The organism is Halomonas elongata DSM 2581, from assembly GCF_000196875.2.
GTDB lineage: Bacteria > Pseudomonadota > Gammaproteobacteria > Pseudomonadales > Halomonadaceae > Halomonas > Halomonas elongata.
On record NC_014532.2, the window covers coordinates 41,102 to 54,157 of the forward strand.

12 protein-coding genes are annotated in these 13,056 nt (G+C 59.3%); 11 read left to right on the forward strand and 1 reads right to left on the reverse strand.

All coding sequences use genetic code 11. From position 1 onward, the window contains the following. Nucleotides 1–246: 246 nt before the first annotated feature. The 6 genes from HELO_RS00185 (at nt 247) to araD1 (ending at nt 6,361) form a co-directional block, all read left to right on the forward strand. Nucleotides 247–1,221 carry a TRAP transporter substrate-binding protein gene (locus HELO_RS00185; RefSeq protein ID WP_013330793.1) on the forward strand — a complete coding sequence of 325 codons (975 nt, stop codon included), beginning with the start codon at nt 247–249 and terminating at the stop codon, nt 1,219–1,221. Between the two features lie 68 nt (nt 1,222–1,289). Next, nucleotides 1,290–1,844 carry a TRAP transporter small permease gene (locus HELO_RS00190; RefSeq protein WP_041601818.1) on the forward strand — a complete coding sequence of 185 codons (555 nt, stop codon included), beginning with the start codon at nt 1,290–1,292 and terminating at the stop codon, nt 1,842–1,844. Then, nucleotides 1,841–3,121: a TRAP transporter large permease gene (locus HELO_RS00195; protein ID WP_013330795.1), complete on the forward strand. Its 1,281-nt coding sequence runs from the start codon at nt 1,841–1,843 to the stop codon at nt 3,119–3,121. Before HELO_RS00190 ends, HELO_RS00195 begins: the two co-directional genes overlap by 4 nt. 14 nt (nt 3,122–3,135) lie before the next feature. After that, the gene (locus HELO_RS00200) at nt 3,136–4,167 is read left to right on the forward strand and encodes a 4-hydroxythreonine-4-phosphate dehydrogenase PdxA (protein WP_013330796.1); all 1,032 of its coding nucleotides are present in this window, start codon (nt 3,136–3,138) and stop codon (nt 4,165–4,167) included. A gap of 20 nt (nt 4,168–4,187) precedes the next feature. Beyond that, a complete protein-coding gene (locus HELO_RS00205) occupies nt 4,188–5,360 on the forward strand; it encodes an L-rhamnonate dehydratase (protein WP_013330797.1) in 1,173 nt (390 codons plus the stop codon). Between the two features lie 8 nt (nt 5,361–5,368). Next, nucleotides 5,369–6,361, forward strand: a complete 993-nt coding sequence (araD1, locus tag HELO_RS00210; protein WP_013330798.1) for an AraD1 family protein — start codon at nt 5,369–5,371, stop codon at nt 6,359–6,361. A gap of 120 nt (nt 6,362–6,481) precedes the next feature. Here the strand turns inward: araD1 and HELO_RS00215 are convergent, their stop codons facing one another. Then, nucleotides 6,482–7,441, reverse strand: coding sequence for a LysR family transcriptional regulator (locus tag HELO_RS00215; protein WP_013330799.1), 960 nt, complete (start codon nt 7,439–7,441; stop codon nt 6,482–6,484). Between the two features lie 210 nt (nt 7,442–7,651). Between HELO_RS00215 and HELO_RS00220 the strand changes: the two genes are divergently transcribed. The 5 genes from HELO_RS00220 to HELO_RS00240 all read left to right on the forward strand — a co-directional run bounded on the left by HELO_RS00220 (nt 7,652) and on the right by HELO_RS00240 (nt 13,056). Next, nucleotides 7,652–8,785, forward strand: a complete 1,134-nt coding sequence (locus tag HELO_RS00220; RefSeq protein ID WP_041601819.1) for an iron-containing alcohol dehydrogenase — start codon at nt 7,652–7,654, stop codon at nt 8,783–8,785. Nucleotides 8,786–9,019: 234 nt separating this feature from the next. Then, complete coding sequence (locus HELO_RS00225; RefSeq protein WP_013330801.1) at nt 9,020–9,997, forward strand: tripartite tricarboxylate transporter substrate binding protein; 978 nt, start codon at nt 9,020–9,022, stop codon at nt 9,995–9,997. A 24-nt stretch (nt 9,998–10,021) separates the two neighbouring features. Then, nucleotides 10,022–10,486: a tripartite tricarboxylate transporter TctB family protein gene (locus HELO_RS00230; RefSeq protein ID WP_013330802.1), complete on the forward strand. Its 465-nt coding sequence runs from the start codon at nt 10,022–10,024 to the stop codon at nt 10,484–10,486. A gap of 3 nt (nt 10,487–10,489) precedes the next feature. After that, nucleotides 10,490–12,004, forward strand: a complete 1,515-nt coding sequence (locus HELO_RS00235) for a tripartite tricarboxylate transporter permease (protein ID WP_013330803.1) — start codon at nt 10,490–10,492, stop codon at nt 12,002–12,004. Continuing rightward, nucleotides 12,001–13,056, forward strand: a complete 1,056-nt coding sequence (locus HELO_RS00240; protein ID WP_013330804.1) for an Ldh family oxidoreductase — start codon at nt 12,001–12,003, stop codon at nt 13,054–13,056. Before HELO_RS00235 ends, HELO_RS00240 begins: the two co-directional genes overlap by 4 nt.

The window sequence follows — 13,056 nt, forward strand, 5'->3', positions numbered from 1 at the left end:
TCCTCGTAAGACAAATACAACTGGTATGAAGTATATACCAATTAGGGGCGTTTAGACTCAATCCTTCGAACCTGGGAGGAGAGTGAAGCGCCTTTTAAGACTTTGGTCTTGTGTGATGTTTATTGATATTGACCGACAAGGAGAGGGGGGCTAGCTTTCAGGATGTCTTCTGGTCTGGTTATCGTACCAGCAAACCAGTTGGCGGAAATAATACCAATGACAAGCCGCAAGCTCACAGGAGTCGTCATGTACAAGAAACTACTCGGCCTTTCCGCTCTCGGTCTCGTGGTTGCCTCGACCCAGGTACAGGCCGACGAGATCGTCTTCGCTATCGGGGGGACGCCTCAGAGCCTCCAGGGACAGACGGCCCAGGAGTTCACCCGTCGTCTTCAGGAGCGTCTCGGTGACGAACATCAGGTGGAACTCTACGACAGTGGCCAACTCGGCAACGAGCAGCAACTGGTGCAGAAGTTGCGTCTGGGTACGGTCGACCTGGCTGCCATCTCTTCGATCATGTCCTCCATCGATTCCCGATTCGCCCTTTTTGACATGCCTTTCCTGGTCAAGGACCGCGATCATCTCAAGCGGCTCGACCAGGAAATCATCATGAAGGATCTGGCCGAAGGCATCGGGGACAAGGGGCTGCGGATCGTATCCACCTGGGAGAACGGTTTTCGCCATATCACTAACAACGAACGCCCGATCGAGACGCCCGAAGACCTCAATGGTCTCAAGCTGCGCACACCACAAAGCGAGTGGCGCACCAGGATGTTCGAGACTTGGGGGGCCAATCCCACACCAATGGCTTTCTCCGAAGTGTTCGTGGCACTGCAGACCGGCGTGGTCGATGGCCAGGAGAACCCGCTGAGCAATATCAATGGTGCCAAGTTTCAGGAAGTACAGGATTATCTATCGCTGTCCAACCATGTCTACTCGCCGATCTGGCTGACTGCCGGGAAAGGCAACTGGGAGAAGCTGCCCGAGGACGTGCGTACTGCTATCACCGAGGTCGGTGCCGAAACCCAGGGCTGGGCGCTGGCCAGGGGAGCAGAACTCGATGAGAACCTGGTCGGCACGATGCGCGAGGCTGGCATGGAGATCAATCGTGTCGACCGCGACGCCTTCGTCGAGGCCAGTGCCCCTGTCTACCAGGCTTATGCCGAGCGAGTCGATGGAGGCCAGGAGCTGATTGACCGGGCCATGACACTGGCTGAGGAGTAAGTGTCATGACAATGGTATCGGGCGCCCAAGAGGCGCCCTCTCCACCCCGCATTGAAGGGAGTTCGGCCATGACCCTGTTGGAGCGTTGTCGACTCGGCCTGGAGCGCCTGCTGGAAGTATTCACCGTGACCCTGCTCTTGGCGCTGACGATTATCGTGCTGGGCGCCGTGGCCTTTCGCACGCTGGGCAGCTCGATTCCTTGGTACGACGAGGTGGCTTCGGTAGGTCTGGCCTGGCTGAGCTTTTACGGTGCCAACCTGGCGGCCCTGAAGCGTGCTCACATGGGTTTTCCCGGCCTGGTAGCCAAGGCGCCGATGCCACTGCGTACCATTCTGTTCCTCTCCTCCGAAGTCATCGTGGTCGGTTTTTTCCTTGTAGTGGGTTTCTACGGTTATCGGGTCCTCGAGGTTCTGGCTTGGGACACGCTGGTGGCTCTGCCGTCTGTCCACCTCGATGTCACTCAATCCGTGATTCCCATAAGCGCCGCGCTGTTCATTCTCTGCGAGCTACTTAGCCTGCCCATGGCCTGGCGCAAGATGCGCAGCGGCGTGAACGGCGAGGAAGAGGAGATCGAGGCCGCCATCCGGCAGGCTGAAGACGATCTTAAGGAGCATCGTGCATGACTCTGCTCATCATCATCGCCTCACTATTCGCCCTGGTGCTGATCAATGTTCCTATCGCGGTGGCCATCGGCGTGGTCGGGGTCGTGGGTGTCTACCTCAACATGGGCGCCGAGGCGTTGGTCAATGTGCCGCTGACGCTATTCAATGGTGCGACCAAGTTCCCGCTGATCGCCATTCCGCTGTTCATCTTCGCTGGTGCGCTGATGAACACCTCGGGCATATCTTTGCGCCTGATCAACCTCGTCACCGCTCTTGTCGGCTTCGTGCGAGGTGGCCTGGCGATGGTCAACGTCGGGGTATCGCTATTCTTCGCCGAGATCTCTGGATCGGCAGTGGCCGATGTTGCCGCTACCGGCTCGGTATTGATTCCCGAGATGAAACGGCGCAAGTACCACCCCGATTTCTCCGCTGCCATTACCTCCTCCTCGGCCTCGCTGGCGATCATCATTCCACCGTCGTTGTCGATGATCCTCTACGGCGCCATTGCTGACACTTCAATCGTCAAGCTGTTCGTGGCAGGTATCGTACCAGGGTTGATCGGAGCGGCAGGACTGGCCGGCGCCTGCTACTACTATGCGGTGAAGTATGACCTGCCCCGGGAAGCGGCCTTCTCGTTGTCCACTCTGGGCAAGGCCTTCCGTGAGGCCTTTTGGGCCCTGTTGCTGCCAGTGATCATCCTCGGCGGTATCTTCGGTGGCTTCGTTACCGCCACAGAGGGTGCAGGTATCGCCGTACTCGCCGCGTTGCTGATCGGTGGGCTGGTCTATCGTGAACTGAACCTCAAGATCCTCTACCGGGCGGTGATCGAGGGGGTTATACAGACCTCAGTGGTGATGCTGCTGGTAGCCACCTCGGCGGTGTTGGGGCTGTTCCTCACCGAGATGCAGTTGCCCCAGCAGCTTGCCCAGCAGATTACTTCCATTACGCGGGATCCCGTGCTGGTGTTGGCGCTGCTCAACGTCTTGCTGTTGATGCTTGGCATGTTTCTGCATGGCGCGGCCGCCATCATCCTGGTGGTCCCCATCGTCATGCCGCTGGTTCAGCAGATCGGTATCGACCCGATCCACTTCGGCCTGATCTTGACCCTCAACCTGGCCATCGGCCAGCAGACGCCTCCGGTTGCCTCGGTACTGGCTACTTCCTGCTCCATCGCCAAGACGGACATCTGGAATACCACCCGCGTCAACCTGCCGATGATCCTGGTGCTGTTTGTTGTGCTGATGCTGGTCACCTATGTACCGGCCATCCCCATGACACTCGTCAATCTCTTCTATTGAACCGGAGTCCATACATGACAAACACAAGTCCCGTCATCGCCGTCACCCTGGGTGACCCTGCCGGTATTGGCCCGGAACTGATCGCCCGTTTGTTCGCCGAGACTCCGCTGTTCGAAGGCGTCCATACGGTGCTGGTGGGTGACCGCTGGCTGTGGCAGGAAGGTCAGCGTGTTGCTGGCCAGAGCCACCGGTTGCCTGAGATCGAGGATTTCGCTGCCGCACGTCACCACGACGGGCCGGTCTTCCTGGCGGTCGACAGCGTTGCCGAGGGGGAGGTTGGTTATGCAGAAGAAACCGCGGCTGGCGGCGCTTCGGTGCTGGCCGTGCTATCTCGCTGCCTGGAAGCAGCCCAGGCCGGAGAGGTCGATGCCATCTGCTTCGCTCCGCTCAACAAGCTCTCGATGAAGAAGGGGGGGCTGCGCCATGAGGACGAACTGCACTTCTTCGCCGAGCGACTGGGGGTGGAAGGCTATTTCTGCGAGTTCAATACATTGGGCAGCCTGTGGACTTCGCGGATCTCCTCGCACATTCCGCTCAAGGACGCTGCGAGCTACGTGACTCGGGAACGCATCGTTGCCGCCAGCGAGCTGATTCATGACTCTCTGAAACTGGCCGGCTTCGATGCTCCGAGGGTCGCGGTGGCAGCTTTCAATCCCCATGGCGGTGAGGGCGGTACCTGCGGTCGCGAGGAAATCGACGTCATCGCCCCCGCTGTTGAACAGTGCCGGGCTCAGGGATATCCCATCGATGGTCCCTTTCCCGCCGACACCATTTTCATCAAGGCCCGTGACGGCGAGTACGACGCCATCGTCACCATGTACCACGACCAGGGGCAAATCGCGATCAAGCTGATGGGCTTCAAGCAGGGCGTCACCGTCCAAGGAGGCTTGCCAATCCCCATCACTACGCCGGCCCATGGTACCGCCTTTGATATTGCCGGCCAGGGAAAGGCCGATATGGGCCCCACCCGCAATGCTTTCTCCATCGCCTGCCGCATGGGGGCCAACCTGCGCCGCCAGCGACTCGCCGACGCCACGCACGCTTGATGACACAAGGATCCTCGAACATGAAAATCAACAACATCCGCACCCGTGTCTTCGAATGGAAGGGCCACACCGTGCCTCCCAGACCCCACTTCTGCTCCAATGCCATGGACGAACTGTGGGACAGGGGCGATTCCATGGGGACGTTCCGCTTCCACGGCTGGACTACGGTCGAGATCGAGACCGACAACGGCCTGGTGGGGCTGGGCAATGTCGCCCTGGCACCGCGCATCGCCAAGGCGATCATCGACCAGTACCTGGCACCGCTGGTGATCGGTCAGGACCCCTTCGACTATGAGTACCTGTGGCAGCGCATGTATCGCGCCACCCATGCCTGGGGCCGCAAGGGCATCGGCATGGCCGCCATTTCTGGCGTCGATATCGCCATCTGGGACCTGATGGGCAAGGCCGTCGGCCAGCCGGTGTTCAAGCTGCTTGGCGGGCGTACCAAGGAGAAGATTCCCTGCTACGCTTCCAAGCTCTATCGCACCGACCTGAAGTCGATGCAGGAGGAGGCTCAGTCCTACCTCGACCAGGGCTTCACGGCCATGAAGATGCGCTTTGGCTACGGCCCCAAGGACGGTCCTGCGGGCATGCGTGCCAACCTCGACAGCGTTGCCGCGGTTCGCGAGGTGATCGGCGAGGACGTCGATCTGATGCTCGAGTGCTACATGGGCTGGAATCTGGAGTACGCCAAGCGCATGCTGCCGCGCCTGGAGCGCTATCAGCCACGCTGGCTGGAAGAGCCGGTGCTGGCCGACGATATCGACGGCTACGCCGAGCTCAATCAGCTCACCTGCATTCCCATTTCCGGTGGTGAGCACGAATTCACCCACTACGGCTTCCGCCAACTGCTCGAGAAGCGCGCCGTCTCGGTGGTGCAGTACGACACCAACCGTGTCGGAGGCATCACAGCAGCGCGCAAGATCAATGCCATCGCCGAATCGTTCAGCGTGCCCGTCATCCCTCATGCCGGGCAGATGCACAACTACCACCTGACCATGTCGACTCTGGCCTCGCCGATGGCCGAATTCTTCCCGGTCCACGACGTGGAGATAGGAAATGAGCTCTTCTACTACCTGTTCAAGGGGGACCCGGAGCCGGTCGACGGGTTCCTCGACCTCAGCGACGACGAACCAGGGCTCGGCCTGTCGCTCAACGAGGGTTACTTCGACCAGTTCCACATCATTGAGTGAGGCCGGGTATGCGACTGATCCAGTATCTCGAGGAGGGGCAGCCGCGGGCTGCCCTGGTGGAGAGTGACGACGCAGTGAGGCCGATTCGCCTCGCTGGTGGAACCTACGCTCTGGCACGGCTGGCCATCGCCAGCGGGCAGTCGTTGTCGGCGGTGATCGAGATGCATCTTGATGATGAGCTGGTCGACTATCAGCAACTGATCGACGAGTGTCGCCTGCTGCCGCCGCTGACTCATGCTGATCCAGCCCATTGCCTGGTAACCGGTACCGGCCTGACTCACTTGGGCAGTGCCGACATCCGCTCGGCGATGCACGCCAAGGCTCAGGCAGACGAATCCGAGCTGACCGACTCGATGCGCATGTTCAAGCTTGGCGTTGAAGGCGGTAAACCCGCCGCCGGCGAGGCCGGCGCCCAGCCGGAATGGTTCTACAAGGGTGACGGCGACTGTGTGGCGGCTCCCGAGGCGCCGATACCGGTGCCGGCCTTCGCCGAGGATGCCGGCGAGGAGCCCGAGCTCGCCGGGCTCTATGTGATCGGCGACGATGGCCGCCCCTGGCGAGTCGGCTATGCCATCGGCAACGAGTTCTCCGACCATGTCACCGAGCGTTTCAATTACTTGTGGCTGGCCCACTCAAAGCTGCGTCATTGCAGTTTCGGTCCAGAGCTGCTGATCGGTGAGTTGCCCGAGCATCTGGAGGGCACTAGCCGCATCGTGCGCGACGGCAAGACGCTGTGGGAGAAGCCGTTTCTTACGGGTGAGGTCAACATGGCCCACAGTTTGACCAACCTCGAGCATCATCACTTCAAGTATCCCGGCTTCCGGCGCCCTGGCGACGTCCACGTGCACTTCTTCGGCACTGCGACGCTGAGCTTTGCCGACGGCATTCAGACTTGCAATGGGGATTGCTTCGAGATCGCCCTGCCAGCTTTCGGTCGTCCCTTACGCAATCCGCTGTCGTTCGAGTACGGGGTTATCGATATGCCCGTCCACTCCCTGTGAGCTCAGGAGACTTCATAGCTCTGAAAGGCAATCGGTGGCGGCAGTATCTGTACCATCGGGAGGAGGAGGCCCGGAGAGACTTACTGCCGCGCGAATATTCACTCTGATCTGCGAGGGCTCTTACTGTCTCGTTTCATCTTCGGGAGATTGCGCAGCCAGCCGCCGTAAATGTTCGATCAGCTCCTGAGCTGCTATCGAAAGTGGTTCGTCACGCCGAGTGATGATGCCGTAATAGTTTAGCGGTTTGCCAATGATACGCTTGAGGAGTACATACTGGCCGCTCTCCAGTGGGCGACGCAGCACCGAGCGAGGCAGTACTGCCAGCATGTCGGATGTCTGCAGCAGTTGAAGGGTCACTTGGATCGAGGTGGTCTCGACAGTGTCGTTGGGCGAGGCTACGCCCTCTTCTGCCAGTGCTGCTTCGAATACACCGCGCATCGGACTGGTCATGGGATGCAGGATCCACGGCCAGCGACTAAGGGTTGCCAGATCCGGCATACCGTCGCCTTCTGCCAGTGGATGCCCTTTGCGGACCACGACACGAAGCGGTTCGTCGCGCAAAGGCTCGAAGTCGAACTGGTTGTGCTGACAGGCATGGGTCAGCCGGCCGATCACCAGGTCGAGCCGCTTGTACTCTAGTTCGATCAGCAACTGGTCGCTGGTCTGTTCTTTCAGGCTGATCGACAATCTGGGGCGCTGGCGCTTCAAACGGGCGATCGCCGCGGGCAGGATCTCCGGCGCCGCCGCGACGATCGCGCCTATCAACAGTTGCCCATAGCCACCCTCACTTAGGTCGTTGATATCGTCGACCAGACGATCGGCATCGTTGAGTAACCGCCAGGCATGATGGATCACATGCTCACCCAGTTCGGTTGGCTGCATGGCACGTGGTAACCGGTCGAACAGCGCGAAGCCGAAATATCCCTCGAGATCGCGCAGCATCTTGCTTGCCGCTGGTTGACTGAGATGCATCGCTCGCGCCGCTGCATGCATGTTACGGCTCTGTGCCAACGTCGTCAGCAGCGTCAGGTGCTTGAAGCGCAGCCAACCACAGAGATTGGCGGATGACAGCCTGTCCATGGTGAGTATGACGCCTCGTTGTCCGCCGCCACGAACCCTGCCGTATCTGGTCCGGGATGGCTTGTTGATAACCTGAATGAATCACAATGCCACAAACTTCGATTGGATTGTAATTCCGGGCGGATCCTACACTGGCGAAGCATGACGTTTCAGGCCGAACAACCGGTCACGAGTGACAATCACAACAACCTCGGCTGGGTGGAGAATCGCATGTCATCGCTGATCCACTATCTAACTCGGGTGCGTTTCGGTCGCGGTGCAATAGGGCACCTCGCCGACGAACTTGAGGCACTTGGAATCCGTAACCCGCTGATCGTCACTGATCGTGGGCTCACTGATAACGGCATGATTGATACGCTCATCATCCATGGTGGCTTGGCCGGCAAGCCTGCGATCTTCGACACAACACCCACCAATCCCACCGAGATTGCTGTCGAGGAAGCGCTGTCGGTTTATCGGGCACAGGAGTGTGACGGTGTCGTCGCCATCGGCGGCGGGTCGAGCATCGATCTGGCCAAGGGAGTAGCGCTCCTGGCGACACATGCGGCACCACTACGCCAGTACGCGGCCATCGAGGGCGGTGTGGAACGCATCACCGACAAGGTGTTACCGCTGGTGGCGATCCCCACTACCGCTGGTACCGGTAGCGAGGTGGGGCGCGCCGCCCTGATCACTCTGCGCGATCAGCGGAAGTTGGGTTTTGTCTCGCCTCACCTCATTCCGACGCTGGCGCTTTGCGATCCTGACCTGACACGCTCGTTACCGCCGGGCCTTACTGCCGCTACCGGTATGGACGCCATCGCGCATTGCGTAGAAACGTTCTTGAGCCCCCGAGAAAACCCTCCGGCGGAAGCGATTGCCCTTGATGGCCTGGCTCGGGCGACACGCCACCTACGTTCGGTAGTAGCCGACGGCGAGGACATGGAGTCCCGCAGCGAGATGATGATGGCGGCGCTGGAAGGGGCGTTGGCCTTTCAGAAGGGACTGGGCGCGGTACACTCGCTGTCGCACGCTCTGGGTGGTCTGCAGGACTTGAAGTTGCATCATGGAACGCTTAACGCATTACTCCTGCCGGCGGTGTTGCGCTTCAATGCGCCGACCTGTGATGCCAAGTACCAACGTCTGCGAACTGTATTGGAGCTACCCGACAAGGCGGACCTGGCCGAGTACTTCACCGAGTTGACTCGGGCGTTGGACCTGCCGACTCATCTCGGTGAACTCGGTGTGGATCCGTCGATGTTCCCGCAACTTGCCCAGTGGGCGCTCGAGGATCACTCGACGGCGACCAATCCCAGAGCGGCCGACCGGATGGACTTCCAGCGCATGCTTGAGGAAGCCTGGTAAGCGGCATGGTCTTGACCCGGTGCCCCGCTGACACCGGTTAACCCTGGTTCTTCTGACCGCCGCCGTTGCGGCGTGCCGACCTTTTTGTAAAAAATCTTTTTTATCAATTAATTATCGAGATTTTTGTCGACCAAAGTCGATAATTTTGTCTATTGCGCACAATAGTCATTAAGGCTAGCTTGATCAGGAACCTTTGCATACCACCCCAATGACAACCATATGAGGGAAGCCTGCATGAACAAGATCAACAAATGCTATCTGCTCTCCGGTGCCGCACTCCTCGCTCTGGCAATGTCTGGCTCGGCTCTGGCCGCTTACCCCGAAAAGCCCATCACCATCATTGTGCCCTGGGCTGCAGGAGGCGGCACCGATGCCACGGCTCGGACCATCGCCAATGCGCTCGAGGAGCAACTGGGCGAGACTGTTAATGTCGTCAACCGCACCGGTGGCAGTGGTGTTGTTGGCCACACCGCGATCGCCATGGCTGAGCCGGACGGTTACACGCTGGGTCTGATCACCGGCGAGATCAATATGATGCACTGGCAGGGGCTCACCCAGCTGACTTATGAGGACTATACGCCGATTGGTCAGATCAATTACGACTATGCCGGCGTGCAGGTCGCCAGTGATGCACCGTATGACGGTCTCGGTGATCTGGTCGCGGCAATTGGTGACGAGCCCAAGGGCACGTTCAAGGCCTCCGGTACCGGTCAGGGAGGCGTCTGGCACCTGGCGTTCGCCGGCTTCCTGATGGATCAGGGGCTAGAACCCGACAGGGTGACCTGGATCCCCAGTCAGGGTGCCGCACCGGCGATGACTGAGCTTGCCGCCGGTGGTATCGATATTGTGCCCAGTTCGGTGCCCGAAGCGCGTTCAATGATCGAGGCCGGCAAGGCCGAGAGTCTGGGGATAATGGCGCCAGAGCGTATCGATGGTTTCCCCGAGGTACCGACCGTCGAAGAGGCGATCGGCAGTGACTATGCCATCGGCGAGTGGCGAGGTATTGCCGGGCCCAAGGGGATGGATCCAGAGGTCGTGGAAACCCTTGAGAAAGCACTTGATACTGCCTATCACAGCGATACCTATCAGAATTTCATGGCTCAGCAGGGCTTCGGTACTGAATGGCGTGATGCCGCCGACTTTGGCGATCTCATGGAACGCATGGATACCAAGTTCGGCAAGATCGTCGAACAGGTCGGTCTGGCGAAGTAACTCGCTATAGCCTCGGGGGGCGCGATGAAAGATGTCATCCTCGGGCTGGGTTTCATGGTGATGGGGGGCGTGATCTATGGTATCGCCCAAGACTATCCAACCTTGCCTAGCCTGCAATACGGCCCGTCCCTGTTCCCCTCCCTTATCGGGGGAGGGTTTTTCATAGGCGGCCTGATCCTGGCCATCGGCAGTGCCCGATCAGTGGTCGGCATCGTTCGAGGTGCTGACGCACACCGTCTCGTCGATATCCGCGGCCTGGCGGTATCGTTTCTGCCATGCCTGTTGGTGATCTTCTATGTGCTCTGCAGCGACTTACTCGGTGCTGCTCTGACCATGACGTTGATCATGGTGACGTTGATGCGCCTCCGTGGTGTGTCCTGGCTGCTTGCGATAGGCGTCTCGGTAGTCGCGGCGGTAGCGATCACCTTGGTTTTCTCACGCTATCTGCTGATTCCTCTTCCCGAGGGGCAACTGGGACTTTGGGGGTAAGCCATGGATGCCTTCCTGCAAGGTCTCGACCTGGTATTCAATCTTCAGACACTGTTGGTTGTCGCCGCTGCTGCAGTGTTCGGTGTCTTCGTCGGTGCCGTGCCCGGGCTGACGGCGACGATGGCGGTGGCGCTATTGGTGCCGATAACTTTCTACATGGATTCGACACCGGCCATCGCTGCTATCGTCACCACCTCGGCAATGGCGATCTTTGCTGGGGATATTCCAGGAACCTATCTCAATATTCCCGGCACACCAGCCTCGGCGGCCTACGTCGGAGAATCGCATCTGCTTGCTCGCCAGGGCCGGGCTCGAGAAACTTTGGGCACCAATCTGGTGTGCTCGATCTTTGGTGGACTGTTCGGAACCCTAGTGTTGGTTTTCATCTCACCGACGTTGGCCGAGGTGGCGCTCAACTTCAGTTCCTACGAGTATTTTTGGCTGGCTTTGCTGGGGCTGAGCAGCTCGATCTTCATTGCTATCGGTTCCAAGACCAAAGCGTTCCTGTCACTGATGTTCGGTCTGCTGTTGTCGACGGTGGGACTCGATATGATGAGCGGCACTCCGCGCTTCACTTTCGGTATCCCTGATCTCATGGCCGGCATTAACTTCATTCCGGTGATGATCGGCATGTTCGCGCTCAACGAAATCATGAGTTTCTACGGGTCGCGCAATGAAGAGCGCCGGGTACGGGTCAAGGGCAGCGATGCCGTGTTTGGCCGGGCGCCAGGGCATCTTCGTCGATATTGGCGCAACCTGCTTCGTGGCAGCACGCTGGGCACTCTGATCGGTGCCCTGCCCGGTGCTGGTGCAGATATCGCTGCCTGGATCTCCTACGCTCTCGGCAAGAGCCGTTCCAAACAAAAAGAAAAGTACGGCACGGGTCACATCGAAGGCATCGTCGATGCCAGTTCTGCCAATAACTCGGGCATCAGCGGTGCCTGGGTTCCGGCACTGGTCTTCGGTATTCCTGGTGACTCGATCACTGCGATTGTCATTGGTGTTCTCTACATGAAGGGCATGAATCCTGGACCCACAATCTTCATGGAAGGTGGCGGCTTGGTATATGCCCTGTTCATTGTATTTTTCGTTGCCAACCTGATCATGCTACCGATCGGTTTTTTGGCAATCCGCTGCTCCAAGGTCTTCATTCTCACCCCACGTAAGGTGCTGATGCCGATCATCTTGTGCTTCTGCATTGTTGGCGCATTCGCGATCAATAACACGATCATCGACGTCTGGCTGATGCTGCTGGTCGGTATGGTGGCCTTTGTACTGGCCCGCTGCGACTTTCCCATGGCTCCGGCGATCCTTGGGTTGGTCCTCGGTAGCACTCTGGAGAACAGTTTCATGAGTTCAATGCTCAAGTCGGGCGGTGACCTGCTGAGCTTCGTCTCCCGTCCGATAAGCGCTTCACTCGGCGCTCTGGTGATTCTCATCTGGCTGACTCCGCTACTGACCAAGGCGTACCGCAAGTGGTGCCCCATTCGCAAAGATACCGCTGCGAGGCCATCATGATCCGCTATTCTCACACCCGTTTGCAGGCACTGCTGAGTGCCCGGTTCGTCGAGGCTGGCGTTTCGAACGACGTCGCTGAAACCACTGCCCGGGTCCTGGTCGAGGGCGATCTGCTGGGTCATCACACCCACGGCGTCAAGCTGGCGAACGGCTATCTCAAGGATCTAAGTACTGGCCATGCCGGAGGAAATCCGTCTCGTTTGACCATCGAGCGCAGCAGCCCGGTAGCCGCGCTGTATGATGGGCACTACCTGTTGGGTCCGTATCTCGTGAATCACGCACTCGAAGCCTGTGCCGGCGTGGCCCGAGAGTTTGGTGTGGGAATGGTCAGCCTGCGCCGCTCACACCACATAGCCTGTCTCGCTGCCTACCTACTGCCTCTGGTGGAGCGTGGACTGATCCCGATTATCATGAGTTCCGACCCTGCAGTTGCCTCAGTAGCCCCGTATGGCGGAACTCGGCCTGTATACACGCCAAACCCGATAGCCATCGGTATCCCCGGTCGGGAACAGCCGATGCTGATCGACGTCAGTATGTCGACGGTGACCAACGGTACCGTCAACAAGGCACATGCATCCGGTGTTCGCCTGGCGCATTCGGTGATCCTCGACGGTTACGGCGCCCCGAGCGACGATCCTTCGGCCTTCTTCGGCGATCCGCCCGGAAGTATCCTTCCGTTGGGTGGGCAGGCATTCGGTCACAAAGGCTTTGCTCTGGGACTGATGGTCGAGACCTTGACTGCGGCGTTGAGCGGTTTCGGTCGCAAGGACGCTCCACAGGGCTGGGGAGCGGCGGTGATGGTGATGGTCATCGACCCGGTATGTTTCGGAGGTAGAGAGGCCTTTCTTGATGAAACCGATTATCTGGCGCGGCGTTGTTGGGAATCCGGCGAAGTAGAGGCTGGCCAGCATGTGCGACTGCCGGGCCAGGCTGGCCTCACTCGGCGCGACGAGTTCCTGCGCGAGGGCATTCCATTGCCTGCGGATGTGGTCACCGAACTCGAAAAGGCGCTTGGGGGTCCCGCGATGGCTGCTGAAGTGGCAGCGCTCTGA

Coding starts and splice junctions, on each gene's coding strand:
- HELO_RS00215 (WP_013330799.1), bottom strand. CDS start 7,441: ATGGACAGGCTGTCATCCGCCAATCTCTGTGGTTGGCTGCGCTTCAAG.
- HELO_RS00235 (WP_013330803.1), top strand. CDS start 10,490: ATGGATGCCTTCCTGCAAGGTCTCGACCTGGTATTCAATCTTCAGACA.
- HELO_RS00200 (WP_013330796.1), top strand. CDS start 3,136: ATGACAAACACAAGTCCCGTCATCGCCGTCACCCTGGGTGACCCTGCC.
- araD1 (WP_013330798.1), top strand. CDS start 5,369: ATGCGACTGATCCAGTATCTCGAGGAGGGGCAGCCGCGGGCTGCCCTG.
- HELO_RS00225 (WP_013330801.1), top strand. CDS start 9,020: ATGAACAAGATCAACAAATGCTATCTGCTCTCCGGTGCCGCACTCCTC.
- HELO_RS00240 (WP_013330804.1), top strand. CDS start 12,001: ATGATCCGCTATTCTCACACCCGTTTGCAGGCACTGCTGAGTGCCCGG.
- HELO_RS00185 (WP_013330793.1), top strand. CDS start 247: ATGTACAAGAAACTACTCGGCCTTTCCGCTCTCGGTCTCGTGGTTGCC.
- HELO_RS00220 (WP_041601819.1), top strand. CDS start 7,652: ATGTCATCGCTGATCCACTATCTAACTCGGGTGCGTTTCGGTCGCGGT.
- HELO_RS00230 (WP_013330802.1), top strand. CDS start 10,022: ATGAAAGATGTCATCCTCGGGCTGGGTTTCATGGTGATGGGGGGCGTG.
- HELO_RS00205 (WP_013330797.1), top strand. CDS start 4,188: ATGAAAATCAACAACATCCGCACCCGTGTCTTCGAATGGAAGGGCCAC.
- HELO_RS00190 (WP_041601818.1), top strand. CDS start 1,290: ATGACCCTGTTGGAGCGTTGTCGACTCGGCCTGGAGCGCCTGCTGGAA.
- HELO_RS00195 (WP_013330795.1), top strand. CDS start 1,841: ATGACTCTGCTCATCATCATCGCCTCACTATTCGCCCTGGTGCTGATC.